The sequence below is a fragment of the Halomonas sp. CKK8 genome (assembly GCF_029625235.1).
Taxonomy (GTDB): Bacteria; Pseudomonadota; Gammaproteobacteria; order Pseudomonadales; family Halomonadaceae; genus Halomonas; species Halomonas ventosae.
Window position 1 is genome coordinate 3,570,166 of record NZ_CP121193.1, and the last position, 25,500, is coordinate 3,595,665.

General features: G+C 64.0%; 16 protein-coding genes, 6 tRNA genes and 3 rRNA genes. 2 read left to right on the top strand and 23 right to left on the bottom strand.

Annotated elements, in window-relative coordinates; all coding sequences use genetic code 11:
* Window positions 1–26: 26 nt before the first annotated feature.
* The 14 genes from rpoB to P8934_RS16955 all read right to left on the bottom strand — a co-directional run bounded on the left by rpoB (window position 27) and on the right by P8934_RS16955 (window position 11,192).
* The gene (gene rpoB / locus P8934_RS16890) at window positions 27–4,106 is read right to left on the bottom strand and encodes a DNA-directed RNA polymerase subunit beta (RefSeq protein ID WP_278032028.1); all 4,080 of its coding nucleotides are present in this window, start codon (window positions 4,104–4,106) and stop codon (window positions 27–29) included.
* Between the two features lie 231 nt (window positions 4,107–4,337).
* Entirely contained in the window at window positions 4,338–4,709 is a 372-nt protein-coding gene (gene rplL / locus P8934_RS16895) for a 50S ribosomal protein L7/L12 (RefSeq protein WP_278032029.1), read from the bottom strand.
* 90 nt (window positions 4,710–4,799) lie between these two features.
* A complete protein-coding gene (rplJ, locus tag P8934_RS16900) occupies window positions 4,800–5,303 on the bottom strand; it encodes a 50S ribosomal protein L10 (RefSeq protein WP_071943769.1) in 504 nt (167 codons plus the stop codon).
* A gap of 260 nt (window positions 5,304–5,563) precedes the next feature.
* Window positions 5,564–6,256, bottom strand: coding sequence for a 50S ribosomal protein L1 (gene rplA / locus P8934_RS16905; protein ID WP_133636918.1), 693 nt, complete (start codon window positions 6,254–6,256; stop codon window positions 5,564–5,566).
* A 2-nt stretch (window positions 6,257–6,258) separates the two neighbouring features.
* Window positions 6,259–6,690 (bottom strand): 50S ribosomal protein L11, encoded by a 432-nt coding sequence (gene rplK, locus P8934_RS16910; protein WP_133484167.1) that lies wholly within the window; start codon window positions 6,688–6,690, stop codon window positions 6,259–6,261.
* A 92-nt stretch (window positions 6,691–6,782) separates the two neighbouring features.
* Window positions 6,783–7,316, bottom strand: coding sequence for a transcription termination/antitermination protein NusG (nusG, locus tag P8934_RS16915; RefSeq protein ID WP_040183153.1), 534 nt, complete (start codon window positions 7,314–7,316; stop codon window positions 6,783–6,785).
* Window positions 7,317–7,324: 8 nt separating this feature from the next.
* Window positions 7,325–7,693, bottom strand: a complete 369-nt coding sequence (gene secE, locus P8934_RS16920; RefSeq protein WP_133636922.1) for a preprotein translocase subunit SecE — start codon at window positions 7,691–7,693, stop codon at window positions 7,325–7,327.
* A gap of 72 nt (window positions 7,694–7,765) precedes the next feature.
* Window positions 7,766–7,841 (bottom strand) — tRNA-Trp (locus P8934_RS16925).
* Between the two features lie 151 nt (window positions 7,842–7,992).
* Window positions 7,993–8,067: transfer RNA gene (locus P8934_RS16930), tRNA-Thr, on the bottom strand.
* Window positions 8,068–8,096: 29 nt separating this feature from the next.
* Window positions 8,097–8,170 (bottom strand) — tRNA-Gly (locus P8934_RS16935).
* 49 nt (window positions 8,171–8,219) lie between these two features.
* Window positions 8,220–8,303: transfer RNA gene (locus P8934_RS16940), tRNA-Tyr, on the bottom strand.
* A gap of 116 nt (window positions 8,304–8,419) precedes the next feature.
* Window positions 8,420–9,259, bottom strand: coding sequence for a type III pantothenate kinase (locus P8934_RS16945; RefSeq protein ID WP_106232366.1), 840 nt, complete (start codon window positions 9,257–9,259; stop codon window positions 8,420–8,422).
* Window positions 9,256–10,239 (bottom strand): biotin--[acetyl-CoA-carboxylase] ligase, encoded by a 984-nt coding sequence (locus P8934_RS16950; protein ID WP_278032030.1) that lies wholly within the window; start codon window positions 10,237–10,239, stop codon window positions 9,256–9,258. The genes P8934_RS16945 and P8934_RS16950 overlap by 4 nt, the downstream gene beginning before the upstream one ends.
* A gap of 359 nt (window positions 10,240–10,598) precedes the next feature.
* Window positions 10,599–11,192 carry a hypothetical protein gene (locus P8934_RS16955; RefSeq protein WP_278032031.1) on the bottom strand — a complete coding sequence of 198 codons (594 nt, stop codon included), beginning with the start codon at window positions 11,190–11,192 and terminating at the stop codon, window positions 10,599–10,601.
* A 145-nt stretch (window positions 11,193–11,337) separates the two neighbouring features.
* Between P8934_RS16955 and P8934_RS16960 the strand changes: the two genes are divergently transcribed.
* Window positions 11,338–11,982: an oligopeptide/dipeptide ABC transporter ATP-binding protein gene (locus P8934_RS16960; protein ID WP_278032032.1), complete on the top strand. Its 645-nt coding sequence runs from the start codon at window positions 11,338–11,340 to the stop codon at window positions 11,980–11,982.
* Window positions 11,983–12,277: 295 nt separating this feature from the next.
* Complete coding sequence (locus P8934_RS16965) at window positions 12,278–13,294, top strand: LacI family DNA-binding transcriptional regulator (protein ID WP_278032033.1); 1,017 nt, start codon at window positions 12,278–12,280, stop codon at window positions 13,292–13,294.
* Between the two features lie 465 nt (window positions 13,295–13,759).
* Here the strand turns inward: P8934_RS16965 and rrf are convergent.
* The 9 genes from rrf to P8934_RS17010 all read right to left on the bottom strand — a co-directional run bounded on the left by rrf (window position 13,760) and on the right by P8934_RS17010 (window position 25,327).
* Window positions 13,760–13,875: ribosomal RNA gene (gene rrf / locus P8934_RS16970) — 5S ribosomal RNA — on the bottom strand.
* Between the two features lie 82 nt (window positions 13,876–13,957).
* Window positions 13,958–16,845: ribosomal RNA gene (locus P8934_RS16975) — 23S ribosomal RNA — on the bottom strand.
* A gap of 213 nt (window positions 16,846–17,058) precedes the next feature.
* Window positions 17,059–17,134: transfer RNA gene (locus P8934_RS16980), tRNA-Ala, on the bottom strand.
* Between the two features lie 193 nt (window positions 17,135–17,327).
* A tRNA-Ile gene (locus tag P8934_RS16985) sits at window positions 17,328–17,404 on the bottom strand.
* Window positions 17,405–17,498: 94 nt separating this feature from the next.
* Window positions 17,499–19,034: ribosomal RNA gene (locus P8934_RS16990) — 16S ribosomal RNA — on the bottom strand.
* The 16S, 23S and 5S rRNA genes sit together here with 2 tRNA genes alongside, the layout of an rRNA operon.
* 563 nt (window positions 19,035–19,597) lie before the next feature.
* Window positions 19,598–22,441: an FAD-binding and (Fe-S)-binding domain-containing protein gene (locus tag P8934_RS16995; RefSeq protein WP_278032034.1), complete on the bottom strand. Its 2,844-nt coding sequence runs from the start codon at window positions 22,439–22,441 to the stop codon at window positions 19,598–19,600.
* Entirely contained in the window at window positions 22,441–23,118 is a 678-nt protein-coding gene (locus tag P8934_RS17000; protein WP_278032035.1) for a lactate utilization protein C, read from the bottom strand. The genes P8934_RS16995 and P8934_RS17000 overlap by 1 nt, the downstream gene beginning before the upstream one ends.
* Window positions 23,118–24,575 (bottom strand): LutB/LldF family L-lactate oxidation iron-sulfur protein, encoded by a 1,458-nt coding sequence (locus tag P8934_RS17005; RefSeq protein ID WP_278032036.1) that lies wholly within the window; start codon window positions 24,573–24,575, stop codon window positions 23,118–23,120. The genes P8934_RS17000 and P8934_RS17005 overlap by 1 nt, the downstream gene beginning before the upstream one ends.
* The gene (locus P8934_RS17010) at window positions 24,572–25,327 is read right to left on the bottom strand and encodes a (Fe-S)-binding protein (RefSeq protein ID WP_278032037.1); all 756 of its coding nucleotides are present in this window, start codon (window positions 25,325–25,327) and stop codon (window positions 24,572–24,574) included. Before P8934_RS17010 ends, P8934_RS17005 begins: the two co-directional genes overlap by 4 nt.
* Between the last annotated feature and the right edge of the window lie 173 nt (window positions 25,328–25,500).

Here is a 25,500-nt window from a genome sequence, read left to right on the forward strand (position 1 = left end):
TTCTGTGAAGCGCAGGCGGTGCAGCCTCAGCTTTCCAGTTCGATATCGATGCCCAGCGAACGGATTTCCTTCACCAGTACGTTGAAGGATTCCGGCATGCCCGCCTGCATGGTGTGGTCGCCGTCCACGATGCTCTTGTACATCTTGGTGCGCCCCTCCACGTCGTCGGACTTGACGGTGAGCATCTCCTGGAGCGTGTAGGCCGCGCCGTAGGCCTCCAGGGCCCAGACCTCCATCTCGCCGAAGCGCTGGCCACCGAACTGCGCCTTGCCGCCCAGCGGCTGCTGGGTGACCAGCGAGTAGGAGCCGGTGGAGCGCGCATGCATCTTGTCATCCACCAGGTGGTTGAGCTTGAGCATGTACATGTAGCCCACGGTCACCGGGCGGTCGAAGGCATCGCCGGTACGGCCATCGTAGAGGGCCATCTGGCCCGAATCCGGCAGGTCGGCGAGGCGCAGCAGGTGCTTGATCTCGTGCTCCTGGGCGCCGTCGAACACCGGGGTGGACATCGGCACGCCGCCCTTGAGGTTCTTGGCCAGGGCGATCACCTCCTCGTCGGAGAGCGAGTCGATGTCCTCGACGCGAGTCCCCTGGGTGGTGTTGTAGACCTGCCCCAGGAAGTCACGGATCTCGGCCACCTGCTGCTCGCGGGCATCGCGCAGCAGCCCCTCGATCTTGACGCCGAGGCCACGTGCCGCCATGCCCAGGTGGGTCTCGAGGATCTGGCCCACGTTCATCCGCGAGGGGACGCCCAGCGGGTTCAGCACTACGTCGATGGGCTCGCCGTTGTCGTCGAAGGGCATGTCCTCGATGGGCATGATCGCCGAGATGACACCCTTGTTGCCGTGACGGCCGGCCATCTTGTCGCCCGGCTGCAGGCGGCGCTTGATCGCCAGGTAGACCTTGACGATCTTCAGCACGCCCGGCGCCAGGTCGTCGCCCTGGGTGAGCTTGCGCTTCTTGTCCTCGAAGCGCTCGTCCATCTCCTTGCGACGGTTCTCCAGCTGCTCGTCGGCCTGGGCGAGCAGCTCGTTGAAGGTCTCGTCCTGCAGACGCAGCTTGAACCACTGCTGGCGCGGCAGCTCCTCGAGGTAGCTGTCGGATAGCACGTCGCCCTTCTGCAGCTTGGGACCGCCGTTGACGACCTGGCCGGAGAGGGTGCGCTTGAGGCGCTCGAAGGTGGCGTCCTCGGCGATGCGGTAGGTCTCCTGGAGGTCCTTGCGCACCTCGTCGAGCTGCATCTGCTCGATGGAGAGCGCCCGGGAGTCCTTCTCCACGCCGTCGCGGGTGAACACCTGGACGTCGATGACGGTGCCCTTCATGCCGGTCGGGGCACGCAGCGAGGTGTCCTTCACGTCGGACGCCTTCTCGCCGAAGATGGCACGCAGCAGCTTCTCTTCCGGGGTCAGCTGGGTCTCGCCCTTGGGCGTCACCTTGCCCACCAGGATGTCGCCGGCGCCGACCTCGGCGCCGATGTAGACCACCCCGGCCTCGTCCAGCTTGCCCAGCGCCGACTCGCCGACGTTGGGGATGTCGGAGGTGATCTCCTCCGGCCCCAGCTTGGTGTCACGAGAGACGCAGGTCAGCTCCTGGATGTGGATGGTGGTGAAGCGATCTTCCTGGACCGCCCGCTCGGAGAGCAGGATGGAGTCCTCGAAGTTGTAGCCGTTCCATGGCATGAAGGCGATGCGCATGTTCTGGCCCAGGGCCAGGTCGCCCATGTCCACGGAGGGACCGTCGGCCAGGATGTCACCGCGGCGCACCTGGTCACCGGGGCGCACGATCGGACGCTGGTTCATGCAGGTGTTCTGGTTGGAGCGCAGGTACTTGGTCAGGTTGTAGATATCGACGCCGGCCTCGCCGCCGATGATCTCGTCCTCGCTGACCCGCACCACGATGCGCTTGGCGTCGACCGAGTCGATCACCCCGCCGCGACGGGCCACCTCGCAGACACCGGAGTCGCGTGCCACGAAGCGCTCCATGCCGGTGCCCACCAGCGGCTTGTCGGCACGCAGGGTCGGCACGGCCTGGCGCTGCATGTTCGCCCCCATCAGGGCACGGTTGGCGTCGTCGTGCTCGAGGAAGGGGATCAGCGCCGCGGCCACGGAGACCACCTGGCGTGGCGACACGTCCATCAGGGTGACCTGCTCGGGACGCATGAAGGTGGTCTCGCCACGGTGACGGACCTGCACCAGGTCGTCGACCAGCTTGCCCGACTCGTCCACGGTGGCGGAGGCCTGGGCGATGACGAAGTCGCCCTCCTCGATGGCCGAGAGGTGCACCACGTCGTCGGTCACCTGGGCATCCACGACCTTGCGGTACGGCGTCTCGAGGAAGCCGTAGCTGTTGGTGTGGCTGTAGGTGGCCAAGGAGTTGATCAGGCCGATGTTCGGGCCTTCCGGCGTCTCGATGGGACACAGGCGACCGTAGTGGGTGGCGTGGACGTCACGCACCTCGAAGCCGGCCCGCTCGCGGGTCAGGCCGCCCGGGCCGAGTGCCGAGACGCGACGCTTGTGGGTGACCTCGGAGAGCGGGTTGTTCTGGTCCATGAACTGCGAGAGCTGGCTGGAACCGAAGAACTCCTTGACCGCCGCCGCCACGGGCTTGGCATTGATCAGGTCCTGGGGCATCAGGCCTTCGCTCTCGGCCATGGAGAGGCGTTCCTTGACCGCGCGCTCGACGCGCACCAGGCCCACGCGGAACTGGTTCTCGGCCATCTCGCCGACGCAGCGGATGCGGCGGTTGCCCAGGTGGTCGATGTCGTCGACATCACCGAAGCCGTTGCGGATCGCGATCATCTCGCGCAGCACGTCGAGGATGTCCTGCTGGTCGAGGACGCCGGAGCCGGTGTCGCTGTCGCGACGCAGCCGGCGGTTGAACTTCATGCGACCCACGCCCGACAGGTCGTAGCGGTCCTCGCTGAAGAACAGGTTGTTGAACAGCGTCTCGGCGGCCTCCTTGGTGGGCGGCTCGCCGGGGCGCATCATGCGGTAGATCTCGACCAGCGCCTCGAGGCGGGACCCGGTGGTGTCCAGCTTGAGGGTGTCGGAGATGAAGGGGCCACAGTCGAGGTCGTTGGTATAGAGCGTCTCGAGGGTGCTGATACCCGCCTGGCCGATCTTCTCCAGCAGCTCGGGAGTGATCTCGGTATTGCAGGGGCAGATCAGCTCGCCGGTGTTCGGGTCGACCTGATCCTTGGCCAGGGTCTTGCCGAACAGGTAGTCCATCGGCACGTCGAGGCGCTCGAGACCGGCCTTTTCCAGCTGGCGGATGTGCTTCTGGGTGATCCGGCGACCTTCCTCGACGATGACGTTGCCGTCGCCGTCCTTGATGTCGAAGGTGGCGGTCTCGCCGCGCAGGCGCGACGGCACCAGCTCCACGGAGAAGCCGGACTTCTCGATGTGGAAGGTGCTGAGCTCGAAGAAGTTATCGAGGATCTCCTCGGCGCTCATGCCCAGGGCGCGCAGCAGCACCGTGGCCGGCAGCTTGCGGCGACGGTCGATGCGCACGAAGACGCTGTCCTTGGGATCGAACTCGAAGTCGAGCCAGGAACCGCGGTAGGGGATCACCCGGGCGGAATAGAGCAGCTTGCCGGAGGAGTGGCTCTTGCCCTTGTCGTGGTCGAAGAACACGCCGGGCGAGCGGTGCAGCTGGGAGACGATGACGCGCTCGGTACCGTTGATGACGAAGGTACCGTTCTCGGTCATCAGGGGGATCTCCCCCATGTAGACTTCCTGCTCCTTGATGTCCTTGATCGCCTTGTTGGACGAATCCTTGTCGTAGATGATCAGGCGGACCTTGACGCGCAGGGGGGCCGAATAGGTGACGCCACGCAGCTGGCACTCCTTGACGTCGAAGGCCGGAGTGCCGAAACGGTAGCTGACATACTCCAGGGCAGCGTTGCCGGAGAAGCTCGCGATCGGGAAGACCGACTTGAAGGCGGCGTGCAGGCCGATTTCCAGGCGTTCTTCGGGTGAGCGATCCTGCTGGAGAAACTCGTAGTAGGAATCAAGCTGGATGGCCAGCAGGTAGGGCACATCCATCACTTGGGGCAGTTTGCCGAAATCCTTGCGGATGCGTTTTTTCTCAGTGTATGAGTAAGCCATCTGTATTCCCCAGCTTGTTCACCATGGGTGACCGATGCGTGTCGGCGTCACCCGACGGGTACGGCTCCGTCAGGCGCTGACGGCAAGCCTCCACCAGGAGGCTCGCCGTCGGAATTCGGCTAGCGGTGGCCCGAGGGCGACCGGCTAGTGACAACAGAAAAAGGCCGGCAGCGGGTGTCCCGCCACCAGCCGTGGAAGCTTACGCAGCGCGTGAAGCCATGGGCACAAGGGTTACTTGAGCTCCACGCTCGCGCCGGCGTCTTCCAGCTTCTTCTTTGCCTCTTCGGCGTCGTCCTTGGACAGGCCTTCCTTGATGGTCGCCGGCGCGCCGTCGACGGCACCCTTGGCTTCCTTGAGGCCCAGGCCGGTGATCTCGCGGACCGCCTTGATCACGTTGACCTTCTTGTCGCCGGCGCTGGTCAGCACGACGTCGAACTCGGTCTGCTCTTCCTCGACGGCGGCTTCACCGCCACCCGGGCCGGCCACGACGGCAGCGGCAGCAGAGACACCGAACTTCTCTTCCATGGCCTCGATCAGCTCGGCCACTTCCATGACGGACATGTCGGCGACGGCGTTGATGATGTCTTCTTTGGTCAGTGCCATTGTCTAGATTCCTAACTTTGCGGGAGCCTCGGCATCGCGATGGCTCGGGGATTCAATGTTCGATTCGGGCTGAGCGCGAGAGTTCGCCGTTCAGGCGGCCTCTTCCTGCTTCTGGTCACGCAGCGCCGCGAGGGTACGGACCAGCTTGCCGGCAGAAGCTTCCTTCATGACGGACATCAGCTTGGCGATCGCCTCATCGTAGGTCGGCAGGGTTGCCAGACGGTCGATGTCGCTTGCCGGGATCAGCTCACCTTCGTAGGCCAGCGCCTTGACCTCGAACTCCTTCTGACCCTTGGCGAACTCCTTGAACAGACGGGCGGCAGCGCCCGGGTGCTCGTAGGAAAAGGCCAGCATGGTCGGACCGGAGAAGGTCTCGTCCAGAATCTCCCAGGGAGTTCCGGACAGGGCGCGACGTGCCAGGGTGTTGCGGACAACACGGATCTGCACGCCATTCTCGCGGGCCTGCTTGCGCAGGTCGGTCATCGCGCTGACCGCGACGCCACGAGAGTCGGCAACTACGACGGAGAGCGCATCCTTGGCCGCTTCACTGACCTCGGCAACGATTGCCTTCTTGCCTTCGAGTGCTAGTGGCACAGTGATCACTCCTTCGTGCCGGAACCTCGCGAGAGGATTCCGGTGGTTACCATCTCTCCCGACCGGAGGTCGGGAGTCCTGGGTGATGGTGCTCACCAGAGATCTGGCGGCCACACCATCTGCGCAGGCCTTCCTGAGGGGAAGATTAAGCCGCGCTCGCTAGAAACGCGGCACCTGCGGTCTTTGACGATGCCCCGCCGGCGAGGATAGCCCGGCACGGGGACCGCAAAGTTCCTTCAATCGTCTCGATCGCCGCCCGATCAGGCCAGGGCGGAATGATCGATGGTCAGCCCCGGGCCCATGGTGGTGGACAGGGTGACCTTCTTGAGATAGATGCCCTTGGAGGTGCTCGGCTTGAGCTTCTTCAGGTCGGCGACCAGCGCCTCCAGGTTGCCCTGGATGGCGGAAGCGTCGAAGTCGACCTTGCCCAGGGTGGTATGGATGATGCCGTTCTTGTCGGTCCGGAAACGCACCTGGCCGGCCTTGGCGTTCTTGACCGCGGTGGCGACGTCCGGGGTCACGGTACCGACCTTGGGGTTCGGCATCAGGCCGCGCGGACCGAGGATCTGGCCCAGCTGGCCCACGACACGCATGGCGTCCGGCGAGGCGATGACCACATCGAAGTCGAGCTGGCCCTTCTTGACCTGCTCGGCCAGGTCGTCCATGCCGACGATGTCGGCACCGGCTTCCTTGGCAGCATCAACGTTGGCACCCTGGGTGAAGACCGCGACACGCACGTCCTTGCCGGTACCGTTGGGCATCACGGTGGCGCCACGCACGACCTGGTCGGACTTGCGCGGGTCGACGCCCAGGTTGATGGCGACGTCCAGGGATTCCTTGAACTTGACGGTGGACAGCTCGGAGAGCAGGGCCACGGCCTCGTCGAGGGAGTAGGTCCGGTTGGCGTCGACCTTCTCGCGAATCTGCTGTGCACGCTTGGTAAGCTTGGCCATGATCAGAGACCCTCCACGTTCAGGCCCATGCTGCGGGCACTACCGGCAATGGTACGCACCGCGGCGTCGAGATCGGCAGCCGTCAGGTCGGGCTCCTTGGTCTTGGCGATCTCCTCGAGCTGCTCGCGGGTCACGGTGCCGACCTTGGTCTTGTTCGGCTCGCCGGAGCCGGACTTGATGCCGGCCGCCTTCTTCAGCAGGACCGCGGCGGGCGGGGTCTTGGTGATGAAGGTAAAGCTGCGGTCGGAGTAGACGGTGATGACCACGGGGGTCGGCAGGCCCGGCTCGATGTCCTGGGTCGCGGCGTTGAACGCCTTGCAGAACTCCATGATGTTGACGCCGTGCTGGCCCAGCGCGGGGCCCACGGGGGGACTCGGGTTGGCCTTGCCAGCTGCGACCTGCAGCTTGATGTAAGCCTGTACTTTCTTGGCCATGATGGACTCCAGTTGGGTAGTAGCGCCTTGCGGCTCCCCGGGTTACACAGCCACCTGCGGGTGGCTGCCACGAAACAGGCAGGCCTGGAAGGCTATTCCTTCTCGACCTGGGCAAACTCCAGCTCGACGGGCGTGGAGCGGCCGAAGATCAGCACGCTGACCTGCACACGGCTCTTGTCATAGTTGACCTCCTCGACGACCCCGTTAAAGTCGGCGAAGGGTCCGTCGATGACGCGCACCGACTGGCCCGGCTCGAAGAGCGTCTTGGGCTTCGGCTTATCGGTGCCGTCCTTGACCCGGCTGAGGATGGCATCGGCCTCCTTGCGGGTGATCGGGGCCGGCTTCTCCTTGGTGCCACCGATGAACCCCATGACGCGCGGGGTCTCGTTGACCAGGTGCCAGGTCTCGTCATCCATCTCCATCTCGACCAGCACATAGCCGGGATAGAACTTGCGCTCGCTCTTGCGACGCTTGCCGTCGCGCACTTCAACGACCTCTTCGGTCGGCACCAGGATCTCGCCGAAGCGATCCTCCATGCCGTGCATCTTCACGCGCTCGATGAGCGAGCGCATGACATGCTTCTCGAAGCCGGAGTAGGCGTGGACGACATACCAACGCTTGGACATGAAAACTCCTAACCGATGACGCCGGACATCGCCCAGCCAAGAAGGGTGTCGATCAGCCACAGCATCAGCCCGACCACCAGCACGGCCACCAGCACGATGGCTGTGGTCTGGACGGTCTCGGGCCGGGTCGGCCAGACGACACGCTGGATCTCCTTCTTCGCACTCCTGGCGAGCTCGACCAGATCACGACCCTTGGTCGTGGTCAGCGCCACCAGTGCCGCCGCCACGCTGAGCACGACGACACCGAGCACACGATAGAGAAGCGCCTGGTCGGCGAAATAGGTATTGCCGACCACGGCAAGGACCAGCAGAGTGACGACAACCGCCCACTTGAGCCCGTCGTGGCGCGACTCCTGCACCTCGGCGTTATGCTTCATGAAAACGAGACTCCTCAGGGTGCGGCAATCGAAACATGAAAGTATATGAGATCTCGCCAGCCTGGGGAAGACTGGCAGGCCAGGAGGGAATCGAACCCCCAACCTGCGGTTTTGGAGACCGCTGCTCTGCCAATTGAGCTACTGGCCTGTATCTGCTTCCGCGACCACCCTTTGCAGGCGGCCTGTACGACAGCGGGCGCCATGATAGCGAAAGCCGCTTCTCCTGGCAACCCCTTCCCTGCGCGAGACCCGCGCCGGGAAGAAAAAGAGAAGGCGAGCCTTCGCTCGCCTTCTCGATATGGAGCTCATGGACGGATTTGAACCGTCGACCTCACCCTTACCAAGGGTGTGCTCTACCCCTGAGCTACATGAGCGCAACCTTGCGGCATCAATACTCGATACCTGGAGCGGGCAGCGGGGATCGAACCCGCATCATCAGCTTGGAAGGCTGAGGTTCTACCATTGAACTATGCCCGCCGACCCACTCTTGCTTGCCACCACTCGACGCGTCGGGTGCGGCTGAACCTGGTGGAGGGGGAAGGATTCGAACCTTCGAAGCTTTCGCGGCAGATTTACAGTCTGCTCCCTTTGGCCACTCGGGAACCCCTCCAGCTGGCGATGCATTCTACCGCCTCAGTTTCCGGTGTCAAGTGCCTGTTTTCGCTGGCTCTTGATCGAGCGCGACGCCCCTGCCGGGCGCGCCTCTCCGGAACGCGGCGCATTGTGTCAAAGCAGCATGGAGAATGCAAGCGCGGCGCGTATCTTTTCCAGTGCCACCGGCGAGGGCACGCGGGGCGCCCCGGACATGCGTCCCGCTCGCTCGGCCGCGGTCAGCGGGAAGCAGGCCTCCAGCCCCCCGTAGACCATGTCCGGCCAGACCGCATGGGGCACCTGGATGCCGCGCGACACCACCCGGGCGTCACCGCCGGTCAGCATCATCGGCAGCGCCACGCCCTGCTGGTCACACACCTCGCTGTAGATGCGGTTGACCGCGCTCACTGCCGCCATGTAGATGCCGTGATTGACCGCCTCGACGGTGCGCCTGCCGGGTTCCAGCAGCTCCTCGGCCTCGCTGTCCGGGTCGATGGCCACGTTGCGGGTACCGAGCTTCAGGCTCTCCTTCATCAGCCGCAGCCCGGGCAGGATGTAGCCGCCCAGGTGACGCCCGCCGGGCAGCACGAAGTCGACGGTGATGGCGCTGCCGCAGTCCACGGCACAGCAACCGCCGGCCAGCTGATAGCCCGCCAGGGCCCCCATCCAGCGATCGACCCCCAGCCGGCCGGGCTCCTCGTAGCCGTTGGTGACCCCCAGGGCTTCGGCCGTCGAGCGCGCCACGTGGACGGTGCCAACGCGACGCCGCAGCAGACCCACCGTCTCCTCGAGCACCGCCTTGCGCGCCACGCTGGAGATGCGCACCGCCTCGACCACGTCGAGGTCCGGAATATCCGCGCCGGGGCGCCACTCCTCGCGGGTCCAGACCGCCCCCCGGGAGCGGATCTCGCTGCTGTCGGCATCCTTGAGCCGCCACTTGGAGAGGGTGTTGCCGATATCGAGGTCCAGGATCATGCGCGTCTCCGCACGCTGATCTCGCCGCCGGCAAGCCGCACCGGCCGGCCTTCCTGCTGCACCCAGAGGTTGCCGGCCTCGTCCACCTCCCCGGCGGTGGCCGGCTCCCGGACGCCCCGCTGCAGGACTTCCACCTCGCAGCCGGCGAAGGCATGCCGGGCATTCCAGTCGTCACGCCAGGCGGCGAACCCCTGCTGCTCGAACTCCGCCAGCAGGGGCAGCAGCTCATCCAGCAGCTCGACGGCCAGGGCATTGCGGGAGAGTCCCGGCGCCTGGTCATGGACTGCCGCCACGGCCTGGTCGATGCCGCCACGGAACGCCGCCGGCAGGTCGACATTGATGCCCATGCCCACCACCACCTCGCAAGGGCCGGCAGCATCACCGCTGATCTCCACCAGGATGCCCGCCAACTTGCCGAGCGCCCCGTCGTCGTCCTCCAGCAGCACGTCATTGGGCCACTTCAGGCGCGGCCGGAGGCCATGGCGCTCGAGCACCCTGGCGAGGGCCACGCCCAGCGCCAGGCTCAGCCCCTCGAGCGATGCCACCCCCGCCTCGACCCGCCAGCCGAGCGAGAGCATCAGGGTGCGCCCCCAGGGCGTCACCCAGGCGCGACCTCGGCGACCCCGCCCCTCGCTCTGCTGCTCCACCAGACAGACCTCGCCGTGCCCCGCCCCCTGGGAGAAGCGCTCGCGCAGGAAGGCGTTGCTGGACGGCAGGCTCTCCTCGACGAACAGCCGCGTCAGGTGGGGACGCGCCTCGCGCGAGAGGCCGCCCACGATGGCGCCACCATCCAGCAGCTCGAGGCGCTCGACCAGGCGATAGCCCTGGCCCTTGACCGCTTCCATGGGAATGCCCAGGGACTCCAGCTTGCGCAACTGCTTCCATACTGCCGCCCGCGACACGCCCAGCCGTTCGCCCAGCTGCTCGCCGGAGTGGAACTCGCCATCGCTCAGCAGGCGGATCAGGTCACCGATGGTCATGCTCATGCCCCTGACGGGAAATGGGACATTCTAGCGGATGGCGCCGCGCCCCGGAAATCGCCTCGACCAATTCGCAAGGTCGGGGCGACCCGACCGGTCGGCGGCTGCCTCGGCGCATCGACGGGTGGTCCGCAGAGGTTTCGAATCCGGCAAGCGACATGGCATCGACTCCTGGCGCAATGGGCGAGGCATCAGACCGCAGCAGGGCTGTCATGTATCCCGTTTTATGGCCATCCGCCCAATCGCGACCAAAGTCGTATGTTTTATGAAACCGCTTTCATGACCATGGCAATCAGCATCCCATGGGCCCGACAAGAGGAACCTGCTTTCCCATGCAACGAATCGAACTGCCGACATCGTCACGACTTCTCGCCCCGGACTTCACCTTCGGCGTCGCGACGGCGGCCTTCCAGGTCGAGGGAGCAACCCAGGCCGATGGCCGCCTGCCGTCCATCTGGGACCACTTCTGCGCCACCGAGGGGCGGGTCAAGAATGGTGACAGCGGCATGCCTGCCTGCGACCACTACTATCGCTGGCAGGAGGATCTGGAGCTGATCCAGGGCCTGGGGGTGGACGCCTACCGCCTGTCGATCGCCTGGCCGCGCGTGATGACCGAGGAGGGCCAGGCCAACGCCAAGGGACTGGATTTCTACAAGCGCCTGCTCGACGGCCTGCTGGAGCGCCGCATCACGCCTTTCGTCACGCTCTATCACTGGGACCTTCCCCAGCACCTGCAGGAGCGCGGCGGCTGGCTCAACCGCGACACGGCCTATCGTTTCCAGGAGTACGTCGACCTGGTGTCCCGCGAGTTGGGTGACCGGGTCCATTCCTATGCCACCCTCAACGAGCCCTGGGTCAGCGCGATCCTGGGCCACGAGGCCGGCATCCACGCGCCGGGGCTGACGGATGCGCGGCTCGCCCGTCAGGCCGGGCACCACCTCCTGCTGGCGCATGGCCTGGGCATGCAGACCCTGCGCACCAACGCCCCCGACGCCCAGGCCGGCCTGGTGCTGAACATGGGCCCGAACACGCCCCACAGCCGTCGCTACGACGACCGCGTGGCCGCCCTGGTGGGCGAACCACTGGTTCCTGGAGCCGGTGCTCGAGGGCCGCTACCCGGCGCTCTACACTCGTCTCTACCCGGAGCTGGCGCCCCAGGTGCTGCCGGGCGACATGGAACTGATCTCCCAGCCGGTGGACTTCGTCGGCATCAATTACTACACCCGCGGCGTCGTCTCCTACGACCAGGAGCGCTTGGTCAGGAACCACCCCCCGGGGGACGTGGAACCCGACGTCATCCTGGCCGACGAGCCGATCTCGATGCTCGATGTGTCGATCCGGCTCGGCATCCTCAACCTGATGATGGACCTGAAGGACCAGCACGACATCGCCTTCATGTACATCACCCACGATATCGCCACCGCCCGCTATTTCGCCGAGCGCACGGCGGTGATGTATGTCGGCCACATGGTGGAGTGGGGCAACAGCGATGCCGTCACCCAGAACCCCCGGCACCCCTATACCCAGCTGCTGCTCGCCGCCGTCCCCCAGCCCGGGGCAAAGAAGGGCCGGGACATGAGCCAGTACCAGCACAAGGCCGACATCCCCATGTGGCAGCCCGAGAGTACCGGCTGTCCCTTTGCACAGCGCTGCCCGCACGCCCGTCCGGAATGCAGCAGCCGCCTGCCCGAGGTTACCCGGATCGCCAAGGACCACTTCGTGCGCTGCTACCTGTACGAGTGACGCTGTGAACTCGACGCCTGCGGATGCCCTGCGCAGGCGTGTCGGGGCCCGTCTCGACGCCCCGAGCTTGGGGCCGTGATGCCCGCGCCTGTCACCCGAGGGTGTGAACGGCAGGAGAGCCTGAGCACGCGCTTTCCGGAACCTGGGCAATAAGCCTGAAAACGATTTCATGAATGGCTATAATGCTGGATCGTCGATATTTCACCTGCATGGGGCGAACAGCCCCCGGGATTTCGTCCATCGCCTCGACCCGCGGCGTCATCCGCCCGGCGATCGACGCGCATCAGGAGCCAGCATGTCCACCATCAGGGAGGTTGCCAAACTGGCAGGCGTCTCGCCCGCCACGGTCTCACGCGTCATGAATGGCGAGGTGCCCGTGGCGGACGACACGCGACGACGGGTCGAGGAGGCCATGCAGCAGCTTGGCTATCGTCCCAACTCCTTTGCCCGCTCCCTGGCCTCCAACCGCTCCGATTGCATCGGCCTGGTCATCTCTCACCTTGCCGGCCCCTTCATGGGCACCCTGATGGTGAACCTGGAAGAACGGCTTCGCCTGCACCAGAAGTCGCTGCTGGTCGCCTCGGGACACAACGAGCTGGTCCGCGAGCAGGAATCGATCGACTTCCTGATGTCGCGTCGCTGCGATGGCCTCCTGGTCCAGTCGGATCGCCTGCACGATGACGCCCTCGTCGCACTGGCCGCGCAGATTCCCCTGGTCGTCATCAACCGCCGATTGCCCGGCCTGGAGAACCAGTGCAGTTACGTCGACAACCAGCAGGGCGGCTATCTCGCCACGCGCCACCTGATCGAGCAGGGTCACCGACGCATCGCCTGCATCACCGGCCCGCGCTGGAAGCAGGATGCCACCCAGCGACTGGCGGGCTTTCACCAGGCCATGGAGGAAGCCGGGCTGAGCGTGCCGGAAGGGGCCGTCGTGGAAGGCACCTGGCAGGAGTCGAGCGGACGGGAGGCCGTGAATACCTTGCGGCGGCGAGGCCTGCCCTTCACGGCCCTGGCGGTGGGCAACGACGACATGGCCATCGGGGCCATGTTGCACCTGAAGGAGCTCGGCCTGAGCGTGCCCGAGGATGTCTCGCTGGTGGGCTTCGACGATGAGGTCTACGCGCACTACGTCACGCCGGGGCTGACGTCGGTTCACGTCCCCGTGGACCGGATGGCACAGGCGGCCAGCGGCAGGATCATGTCACTGGCCTATGACGAACCCTGGCAGGGACCGCTCTGCTTCTCGACCCACCTGGTGGAACGCGGCACGGTGGCGCCGCCGTCATCGGCTCACGTCACCCCTTCCTGAGCCGATGACGGCCTGCCGAAGGCAGCAGCATGATGCGCCCTGGCAAGTCCGGGGGAAAGGTCACGGGGCATTCCCCGACGCCCCGCTCAGACGACCGGACATGAAAAGACCCCGTGCTCTTTCGAACACGGGGTCTTCTCGGGATAGGTGCCTGACGAAGACCCGGGCGGCGCTCCGCTACTCTTCATGGGGAGGCCCCCGGAACGACGAAACCCCGACCAATGGCCGGGGTTTCTGAATAAGTGCCTGACGATGACTCGGGCGGCGCTCCGCTACTCTGCATGGGGAGGCCCTGGCGTCACGTGCGTTTGGCCGACGCACATGAAAAAACCCCGTGCTCTTTCGAACACGGGGTCTTCTCGGGATAGGTGCCTGACGATGACCCGGGCGGCGCTCCGCTACTCTTCATGGGGAGGCCCCCGGAACGACGAAACCCCGACCAATGGCCGGGGTTTCTGAATAAGTGCCTGACGATGACCTACTCTCGCATGGGGAGGCCCCACACTACCATCGGCGCTGAGCGGTTTCACTGCTGAGTTCGGCATGGGATCAGGTGGTTCCCGCACGCTATGGTCGTCAGGCGAAAAACGGTGAATCATGCTGACGATACGTCTCGTCGTATCCGTCATGTCGGTCGCCATCGGCAGACCGCTTGGGTGTTATATGGTCAAGCCTCACGGGCCATTAGTACCGGTTAGCTCAACGCCTTGCAGCGCTTCCACATCCGGCCTATCAACCAGCTGGTCTCGCTGGGCCCTTCAGGAGGCTCAAGGCCTCGGGGATGTCTCATCTTGAAGGGGGCTTCCCGCTTAGATGCTTTCAGCGGTTATCCCGTCCGCACATAGCTACCCGGCAATGCCACTGGCGTGACAACCGGAACACCAGAGGTGCGTCCACTCCGGTCCTCTCGTACTAGGAGCAGCACTTCTCAAACATCCAACGCCCACGGCAGATAGGGACCGAACTGTCTCACGACGTTCTAAACCCAGCTCGCGTACCACTTTAAATGGCGAACAGCCATACCCTTGGGACCGACTTCAGCCCCAGGATGTGATGAGCCGACATCGAGGTGCCAAACACCGCCGTCGATGTGAACTCTTGGGCGGTATCAGCCTGTTATCCCCGGAGTACCTTTTATCCGTTGAGCGATGGCCCTTCCATACAGAACCACCGGATCACTAGAACCTACTTTCGTACCTGCTCGACGTGTCTGTCTCGCAGTTAAGCACCCTTATGCTCTTGCACTCAATGCACGATTTCCAACCGTGCTGAGGGTACCTTCGTGCTCCTCCGTTACGCTTTGGGAGGAGACCGCCCCAGTCAAACTACCCACCACACACGGTCCTCGATCCGGATCACGGACCTGAGTTAGAACGCCAATGATGCCAGGCTGGTATTTCAAGGTTGGCTCCACCGTGGCTGGCGCCACGGTTTCCAAGCCTCCCAGCTATCCTACACAAGCAACATCAGCGTCCAGTGTGAAGCTATAGTAAAGGTTCACGGGGTCTTTCCGTCTAGCCGCGGGTACACAGCATCTTCACTGCGATTTCAATTTCACTGAGTCTCGGGTGGAGACAGCGTGGCCATCATTACGCCATTCGTGCAGGTCGGAACTTACCCGACAAGGAATTTCGCTACCTTAGGACCGTTATAGTTACGGCCGCCGTTTACCGGGGCTTCGATCAGGAGCTTCGCTTGCGCTAACACCATCACTTAACCTTCCGGCACCGGGCAGGCGTCACACCCTATACGTCCGCTTGCGCGTTTGCAGAGTGCTGTGTTTTTAATAAACAGTTGCAGCCACCTGGTATCTTCGACCGGTTCAGGCTCAGGGAGCAAGTCCCGTCACCCTAGTCCGGCGTGCCTTCTCCCGAAGTTACGGCACCATTTTGCCTAGTTCCTTCACCCGAGTTCTCTCAAGCGCCTGGGTATTCTCTACCTGACCACCTGTGTCGGTTTGGGGTACGGTCCCACTGTATCTGAAGCTTAGAGGCTTTTCCTGGAAGCGTGGCATCGATGACTTCCAGACCGTAGTCTGTTCGTCTCGTCTCTCGGCCTTGGGGAACCGGATTTGCCTGATTCCCCAGCCTACTGACTTTCACCAGGACAACCAACGCCTGGCTCACCTAGCCTTCTTCGTCCCCCCATCGCAATACAGTGAGGTACGGGAATATTGACCCGTTTCCCATCGACTACGCCTTTCGGCCTCGCCTTAGGGGCCGACTCACTCTGCTCCGATTAGCGTCGAACAGAAACCCTTGGTCTTCCGGCGGGGGAGTTTTTCACTCCCCTTGTCGTTACTCATGTCAGCATTCGCACTCGTGATACCTCCAGCAGACCTCTCGATCCACCTTCATCGGCTTACACGACGCTCCTCTACCGCTCGTCATTCGACGAACCCGTAGCTTCGGTACCTGGTTTGAGCCCCGTTACATCTTCCGCGCAGGCCGACTCGACTAGTGAGCTATTACGCTTTCTTTAAAGGATGGCTGCTTCTAAGCCAACCTCCTAGCTGTCTGAGCCTTCCCACATCGTTTCCCACTTAACCAGGATTTCGGGACCTTAGCTGACGGTCTGGGTTGTTTCCCTTTTCACAACGGACGTTAGCACCCGCTGTGTGTCTCCCACGCGTCACTCACCGGTATTCGGAGTTTGCCTCGGGTTGGTAAGTCGGGATGACCCCCTAGCCGAAACAGTGCTCTACCCCCGGCGGTGCTACGTGAGGCGCTACCTAAATAGCTTTCGAGGAGAACCAGCTATCTCCGGGCTTGATTAGCCTTTCACTCCGATCCACAAGTCATCCAAATCTTTTTCAACAGATCCTGGTTCGGTCCTCCAGTTGATGTTACTCAACCTTCAACCTGCTCATGGATAGATCGCCCGGTTTCGGGTCTATTCCCAGCGACTGGTCGCCCAGTTAAGACTCGCTTTCGCTACGCCTCCCCTATACGGTTAAGCTCGCCACTGAAAATAAGTCGCTGACCCATTATACAAAAGGTACGCGGTCACATGACATGCATGCTCCCACTGCTTGTACGCATACGGTTTCAGGATCTATTTCACTCCCCTCTCCGGGGTTCTTTTCGCCTTTCCCTCACGGTACTGGTTCACTATCGGTCAGCCAGGAGTATTTAGCCTTGGAGGATGGTCCCCCCGTCTTCAGTCAAGGTTTCTCGTGCCCCGACCTACTCGATTTCACGACACTCAGATTTCGGCTACGGGACTATCACCCGCTATGGTCAGGCTTCCCAGCCTGTTCGCCTATCAGTCGTGCCGCTTAAGGGCTACTCCCCGTTCGCTCGCCGCTACTGGGGGAATCTCGGTTGATTTCTTTTCCTCGGGGTACTGAGATGTTTCAGTTCCCCCGGTTCGCCTCCCAACACCTATGGATTCAGTGTGGGATACCCACGTTACCGTGGGTGGGTTTCCCCATTCAGAAATGCCCGGGTCACAGGTTGTTTGCCACCTCGCCGAGCCTTATCGCAGGCTTCCACGTCTTTCATCGCCTCTGGCTGCCTAGGCATCCACCGTATGCGCTTCATCGCTTGACCATATAACCCCAAGAGGTCTGGTCCGCGATGACGATCGACAATTGCCGGATACGCTTGAGACGTATCTCGTGTCTCTTCCTCTCGGAAGAAACGTTTGTCAGCATGATTCACATTGTTAAAGAGCAGACTGTCAATCGACAGTCACAAACCTGTCATCACTCAATGTGACGATGGCTTGTGACTGCAGACTCGATCAGGTCACGGACTGTTGGATGGTGGAGCCTAGCGGGATCGAACCGCTGACCTCCTGCGTGCAAGGCAGGCGCTCTCCCAGCTGAGCTAAGGCCCCTGATGCAATTTGGGTCAGACAAGGCGCTTTTCGCCGACGTGTAGCCTGCTACACGAGGTGGAAAGCAACGACGTATGACACAAATTTGGTGGGTCTGGGCAGACTTGAAATAAACCCCGCGACCTCACCCTTCTCTTTACAGAACGTCCGGGGGTGCGCTCTAACCAACTGAGCTACCCGGCCGTTCAGAGAATGGTGGGTCTGGGCAGACTTGAACTGCCGACCTCACCCTTATCAGGGGTGCGCTCTAACCAACTGAGCTACAGACCCATTGGTCACGCTGGGCCTATACCCAAACAGTCTTTTGCTCTGGCCGATCAGGTAATTCATTGTGGACACTTGCCGGGTGCCGGGACTGGTCGTTTAAGGAGGTGATCCAGCCGCAGGTTCCCCTACGGCTACCTTGTTACGACTTCACCCCAGTCATGAACCACACCGTGGTGATCGCCCTCCGAAGTTAGGCTAACCACTTCTGGTGCAGTCCACTCCCATGGTGTGACGGGCGGTGTGTACAAGGCCCGGGAACGTATTCACCGTGACATTCTGATTCACGATTACTAGCGATTCCGACTTCACGGAGTCGAGTTGCAGACTCCGATCCGGACTGAGACCGGCTTTTCGGGATTAGCTCCACCTCGCGGCTTCGCAACCCTTTGTACCGGCCATTGTAGCACGTGTGTAGCCCTACCCGTAAGGGCCATGATGACTTGACGTCGTCCCCACCTTCCTCCGGTTTGTCACCGGCAGTCTCCCTAGAGTTCCCGACCGAATCGCTGGCAAATAGGGACAAGGGTTGCGCTCGTTACGGGACTTAACCCAACATTTCACAACACGAGCTGACGACAGCCATGCAGCACCTGTCTGTGCGTTCCCGAAGGCACCAATCCATCTCTGGAAAGTTCGCACGATGTCAAGGGTAGGTAAGGTTCTTCGCGTTGCATCGAATTAAACCACATGCTCCACCGCTTGTGCGGGCCCCCGTCAATTCATTTGAGTTTTAACCTTGCGGCCGTACTCCCCAGGCGGTCGACTTATCGCGTTAACTGCGCCACAAAGGTCTCAAGGACCCCAACGGCTAGTCGACATCGTTTACGGCGTGGACTACCAGGGTATCTAATCCTGTTTGCTACCCACGCTTTCGCACCTCAGCGTCAGTGTCAGTCCAGAAGGCCGCCTTCGCCACTGGTATTCCTCCCGATCTCTACGCATTTCACCGCTACACCGGGAATTCTACCTTCCTCTCCTGCACTCTAGCCTGACAGTTCCGGATGCCGTTCCCAGGTTGAGCCCGGGGCTTTCACAACCGGCTTATCACGCCGCCTACGCGCGCTTTACGCCCAGTAATTCCGATTAACGCTCGCACCCTCCGTATTACCGCGGCTGCTGGCACGGAGTTAGCCGGTGCTTCTTCTGTGAGTGATGTCCTTCCTCGGGGGTATTAGCCCCAAGGCCTTCTTCCTCACTGAAAGTGCTTTACAACCCGAAAGCCTTCTTCACACACGCGGCATGGCTGGATCAGGCTTTCGCCCATTGTCCAATATTCCCCACTGCTGCCTCCCGTAGGAGTTCGGGCCGTGTCTCAGTCCCGATGTGGCTGATCATCCTCTCAGACCAGCTACGGATCGTCGCCTTGGTGAGCCATTACCTCACCAACAAGCTAATCCGACATAGGCTCATCCGATAGCGCAAGGTCCGAAGATCCCCTGCTTTCTCCCGTAGGACGTATGCGGTATTAGCCTGGGTTTCCCCAGGTTATCCCCCACTACCGGGCAGATTCCTATGCATTACTCACCCGTCCGCCGCTCGACGCCTGGAGCAAGCTCCATCGTTTCCGCTCGACTTGCATGTGTTAGGCCTGCCGCCAGCGTTCAATCTGAGCCATGATCAAACTCTTCAGTTTAAAGTCTGACAGTTCCTAAGGTGGAACCAAACCTGGCTCAAGGTTCAAACGTCTCTTTGACGAGTCGCTTGCCTTGAATGTTTCAGTGACTGGTCACCGACATCCCGACAAGCGCCCACATGAATTACCTGATCGATTGTTAAAGAGCGGCTCCGAGCTCTCATTCGAGCGGGGAGCATCTCGCTGTTGCCGTCGTGCCCGGCTTCTGCTGAAGCGGCGGTCTCGCCGGCGCCCTGCGAGGAAGGCGTATTCTACGTGACCGGCTGTCGTTGTCAACCCTGCGAGGCGTTCCGAAGAAGCGAAGCGGGTGGCCAACTCTCGTACCGCCGGAGCGATGCGAGTGCCGATAAAGCCCTTGGCGGGTCTCTGTCACGAGTGGCGTGCATTCTACCGAATGCGGCGAGTTCGTCAAGCGGGAATTTTTCGGAACTTCTCGAAAAACCCAAATGGAAACAAGCACTTCTGCCACTTTCCACCGCCTGCAACGTGTGCCCGTCGCCGGCAGCGGATGCGTACTTTACGGATTTCCCCGGGACCGCGCAAGGCCCTCGCGAAGAAAAATGTCACGGCGTCCCGCTGGCCCGGTCGAGCAGCGAGAGGATCGAGCGGTAGGGGATCTTGCCGTGCTGGCTCAGGCCGATCTCGCAGGTGCGCGAGTTCGAGTAGCCGGCGCTGCACGCCTTCACCTGCTCGGCCAGCCCTTCCAGCGCGGAGGCATTCAGCTCCGGGGTCGTGAAGCCCTTGTCTCCGGCGAAGCCGCAGCAGCTGATCTCCGCCGGCACCACGACCTCCCGGGCACAGGCTCGCGCCAGCCCGACGAACTTGTCGGCCAGCCCCATGCGGGTGCTCGAGCAGGTGACGTGCACGGCGACCCGCTCGTCCAGGGGCGTGACCGTGAGCCGAGGCAGCAGGTGGTCATGGGCGAAGGCGACCGGCTCCAGCATCTCGAGTCGCTCATCCAGGTGCTCCCGCATCTGCAGGGTGCAGGGGCTGGTGTCGCAGAGCACTGGATAGCGCCCGTTCTGGCTTGCCACCAGCAGCTCGCGGTTGAGTTCACGTGCCTTGTGGTTGGCCTCCTCGTACTGCCCCTTGGACTTGAAGGCCATGCCACAGCACAGGTGGCCGATCATCTCCGGCAGGATCACCTCGAAGCCCGCCTTGTCGAGCAGCGCCAGGGTGAGCTCCATCACCGAGCGTGCCTCGACCTCATCGTCGTGGTCCGCCCCGAAGATGCGGGTGGCGCAGGAGGGCAGGTAGACCACCTTGTCCCTGGAGGCATCGCCCGACGGCGACGGCTCCAGCACCCGGACCGGCGCCGACCTGGGCAGGGCGGAGCTCCACTGGGGCAGGCGGTCACCGCTCAGCCGGCGCGCACCGGTACTCATCTTTTCCATCAGGTTGACGCCCAGCACGGCGCGCGCCGCGCCCGCCGCGGCCAGGCCGCCCCGCGCCGCGCGCGTGGCCCCGGAGAAATGTCGACCGATCCGCCTGGCCAGGGCGGCCTTGTCCAGCGCCCGGTCGCGACGCAGCTGACGCACCATTTCACCGGTATCGATGCCCACCGGACACTGGGTGGCGCAGAGCCCCGTGGCCGCACAGGTGTCGATGCCCTGGTAGCCATAGGCCTCCTCGAGCTGCTTCATGCGGTCCTTGTCGGCGTCGGTGGCCTGGTTGCCCAACGCCTCGAGCCTCGCCAGCTCGCGACGGATGACGATGCGCTGACGTGGGGTGAGCGTCAGGTCGGTCGAGGGGCAGACCGCCTCGCAGAAACCGCATTCGATGCACTTGTCGACGATCGCGGCGGCCGCCGGCAGGGGCTTGAGGTTCTCCAGGTGCAGCGTCGGGTTGCGGCTGAGGATCACCTCGGGATTGAGCAGATTGCCGGGGTCGAACAGCGCCTTGATCTCCCACATCAGCGCATAGGCCTCGGCCCCCCACTCCAGTTCCACGTAGGGCGCCATGTTGCGCCCCGTGCCGTGCTCGGCCTTGAGCGAACCGCCGTACTCGACGCCGACCAGCTGCGCCACCTCGTCCATCAGCGCCTGGTAGCGCTCCACCTCGCCGGGCTTCTCGAAGCCCTGGGGAAAGACGAAGTGCAGGTTTCCCTCCAGGGCGTGCCCGAAGAGGATCGCATCGCGATAGCCGTGGCGGTGGAAGATATCGGTCAGCGCCAGCACGCCCTCGTCGAGACGCTCCATGGGAAAGGCCACGTCCTCGATGATCACCGTGGTGCCGGTCTCGCGCACCGCTCCCACGGCCGGGAACAGCCCCTTGCGGATCTTCCAGTAGAGGGCATAGGTATCGGCGTCGCGGGTGAAGGTGACCGGCTCCAGGGTCTGGATGCCCTCGAGGGTCGCCTGCACCGCCTGCATGCGCGCCTCGAGCTCGGCCTCGTCGTTGCCGCGCACGTCGACCAGCAGCGCTGCCGCCCCCTCGGGCAGGGTCGCAAGTACCGCAGGCATGCCGGACTGGTCCTGTACCGAGCGCAGCGCGGCACGGTCCATCAGCTCCACGGCAGAGACCGGCGCCTGCTTGAGGGCGATGGTCGCGCGACAGGTCGTGCCCATGTCGGGGAAGAAGGCCAGGGCCGCGGCCTTCAGGGGCTCGTCGACCACGGTGTCGTAGGTGATGGTGCTGATGAACCCCAGGGTGCCCTCGGAGCCGATCATCAGGTGCTTGAGGATCTCGATGCCATCGCTGAAGTCGACCAGGCTGTTGAGGGCGTAGCCGGTGGTGTTCTTGAGCCGGTACTTGTGGCGGATCTTCTCGGCCAGGGCCGCGTTGCCTTGCGTCTCGGCCGCGAGGCGTTCGAGACCGGCCAGCAGCTCGCCATGGGAGGCCCGGAAGGCGGCGACGCTGTCGGCATCGGCGGTGTCGAGCAGGCTGCCGTCGGCCAGGATCACCCGGATATCACGCACGGTGCGATAGCTGTTCTGGGCGGTGCCGCAGCACATCCCCGAGGCATTGTTGGCGGCGATACCGCCGACCATGCAGCTGGCGATCGAGGCCGGGTCGGGACCGATCTTGCGCCCGTAGGGCGCCAGCAGCTGGTTGGCCCTGGCCCCGGTGACCCCAGGCTGAAGGCGGATCGCCTGGCCCTCGTCCAGGATCGCGTGGCCCCGCCAGCCTCGGCCGAACTGGATCAGCACCGAGTCGCTGACCGCCTGGCCGGAGAGCGAGGTACCGGCGGCGCGGAAGGTCACCGGCAGCTGGCGCTCCCGGCACTCCGCCAGGGTGTGCTGCAGCTCCGCCTCGCTCTCGGGGCGGACCACCAGCTGCGGAATCAGCCGATAGAAGCTGGCATCGGTGCCGTAGGCCAGGGTACGCAGCGGGTCGTCGATCAGGCGCTCGCCGGGGATCACCGACGAGAGCGCCGCCTTGAGGTCACGCCAGGCATCCGTGGGCATCAGGCGTCCTCCGCTGCGGCAGCGGCATGGCGCACCAGCACCACCAGCGCACGGGGCCCATGCACGCCGTAGGCCAGGGTCTGCTCGATATCGGCGGTCTTGCTGGGCCCGGAGATCAGCAGGGCGTTGGTGGGCATGCCATCGGCCCAGCAGTGGGCCTGGACGACATCGAAGAAGGTGTCCTCGAGGGTATCGGCGTCGAGCACGGCGATATGGATCGGCGGTACCAGGCTGATCAGGCGCGGCTCGTCCGGCGTTGGCCACAGCCACAGGCTGCCGGTCTCGGCAATGGCGCCGCGAGTGGAGGTCAGGCCGGCATCGACCCGTTCGAACTGCTCGCGCTGCCAGGACTCGATATCGCGGTCGACGTCGACCAGCGCCACCTCGGCATCGGCCAGGGCATGGCGCGCCTCGGCCGCCACCGGGTGCTCCTTGCCCAGCGCCAGGCGTCGCACGCCCTTGTCGGCGAGCACCTTCGCCAGGGTTTCGGTCCAGGTATCCCGGGGGGCATGGATCACCTCGCCGTGCACCGAGGCGATCCAGCGCTCGAAGCGAGCCAGGCGCTCCTCCTGGCTCCAGCCTCTATGGGTCACCACGGCGAAGTCGCTATCCGGCGCACTCAGGGGGCCGTCGGTCCGGTCGCGCAGGCGCTTGAGAATGGCGTCGCGGGCACGCATCAGCGCTCCTCCTCATGGCTTTTGCTGTTCGGCTGATGGCTCTTGTTCGCCTGGTGGCGCTTGACCAGCGCATGCAGGGTGGTGCCCGCCGGCCTGGGCGCGGTGCGGTAGTCGGTCCAGGGTCCCAGCTTCGCGGGCATCAGCGCCTTGAGCTTGCCGGCCACCGAAGTGCCGGCACGCCAGGCGGAAGGATGGGTCGCCAGCCACTGGAAGCCCTTCCAGGCGGCAACCTCCTTGCGGGTGCGCTTGACGCCGGCGCCGGGCACGTTGCCGCGCCCCTCGCCCACCGATTCGCGGCGCAGGCGCACCAGCAGGTCGGGAATCGGGATCTTCACCGGGCACACCTCGCCACAGGCGCCGCACAGGCTCGAGGCGGTGGGCAGGTCCTTCGTCTCGTCCAGGCCCATCAGGTGGGGCGAAAGGATGCTGCCGATGGGCCCCGGGTAGGTGGTGCCGTAGGTGTGGCCGCCCACCCGGGTGTAGACGGGGCAGTGGTTCATGCAGGCGCCGCAGCGGATGCAGCGCAGGGTATCGAGCAGCTCGTCGTCCTGGTAGATGCTGGAGCGACCGCTGTCCACCAGTACCAGGTGCACCTCCTTTGGCCCGTCATGCTCGCCCTCCTTGCGCGGCGAGCTGATCATGTTGAAGTAGGTGGTGACGTGCTGGCCGGTGGCGGAACGGGTCAGCAGGGCGTAGAGGGGCGGCACGTCGCGCAGGTGCTCGACGACCTTCTCGATGCCGGTCACGGCCACGTGTACCGGCGGCACAGTGGTAGTCATGCGGCCGTTGCCCTCGTTCTCCACCAGGCAGAGCGTGCCGGTCTCGGCCACCGCGAAGTTGACCCCCGAGACCCCCACGTCGGCGGCCATGAAGCGCTCGCGCAGCTGCTGCCGGGCCGCCGCGGTCATGTAGTCGACGTCGCGGGTGCGCTCGGTGCCGGTCTTGTCGTGCATGATGTCGGAGATCTCATCGGTGTTCAGATGGATCGCCGGCATGATGATGTGCGAGGGCGTCTGCTCGTTGAGCTGCACCAGGTACTCGCCGAGGTCGGATTCCAGCGCCTCGATGCCCGCCTCCTCGAGGTGAGCGTTGAGGTGCATCTCCTCGGAGACCATCGACTTGCCCTTGATCACCGACCTGGCGTCGTGGGACTGGCAGATCTCGCGGATGATCCGGCAGGCCTGCTCGCCATCCTCGGCCCAGTGCACCTTGATGCCGTTGGCTTCGCAGTTGGCCTCGAGCTGCTCGAGCAGATCAGGCAGCTTCGCCAGTGCCCGCAGGCGGATGTTGGCGCCCAGGTCGCGCAGGGTCTCCAGGTCCCAGTCGCCGAAACTGTCGCGGCGCTTGGTCATCAAGCCATCCATCGCCTTGCGGAAGTTGGCGCGGATCTGCGGATTGCCCAGGGCATCGTGGGCCTGGCGGTGAAATTCCCGGGGGGTGAAGGTCTGCACGCTCATGAGGTCCTCCGCCACAGGTAGCTGGCGATGTGCTCGCCCTTGACCGGCTTCTTCTGCTGCTCGAAGCGCCCGCCGATGTTCATCATGCAGCCGCAGTCGGAGGTCACGAAGCGCTGGGCGCCGGCCTCCGCGATGGCGGTGGTCTTGTCCTCCACCATGGCGGCGGAGACCTCGGGATGGCGCACGGCGAAGGTTCCGCCGAAGCCGCAGCACTCGGCGGCGCGCGCCTGCTCCACCAGCTCGACCTGGCCGAGCTGGGCCAGCAGGGCCGGGCCGGTCTCGGCCAGCCCCATCTCGCGCCGGGCACTGCAGGAGGTATGCATGGCGACCTTCTCCGGTTCGCCGCGATCCTCGAGCTTCAGGTGACAGACATGGACCAGGAACTCGGTCAGCTCATGGATCCGCCCGGCCACCTCGTTCGCCCGCTCCTCGAGGTCTGTGCCGGCAAAGAGCTGGGGGTAGTGGGTGCGCATCATGCCGCCGCAGGAGCCGGAGGGCACCACGATCGGCCAGGGCTCGGGGAAGAGGCCGAGCTGGGCCGCCGCCACTGCCCGGGCCTCCTGCTGGTAGCCCGAGGTGTAGGCCGGCTGCCCGCAGCAGGTCTGGTCCTCGGGAAAGAGCACCTCGATGCCCTCCCGCTCGAGCAGTCGGATACCGTCCAGCCCGGCTTCCGGGTAGAAGAGGTCGACGAGGCAGGTCCCGAAGAAGTAGACCTTCTCCGGCTTCGGCGGATAGAGCTTGACTGGCGTCATGGGCAGGATCCTGGACAGCGCAGGGGCACGGCAGCGTTGCGCTGAAGTCGCTGATTCGGGCTACGGTAAATTGGTAAAACCAATTGACACGAAAACGTTGCCGCACATTAGGAGGCGGAGCATGCAGTGTCAAACGCACGACGCCCGCTTCCCAGCCTCGCCCGCCTATACTT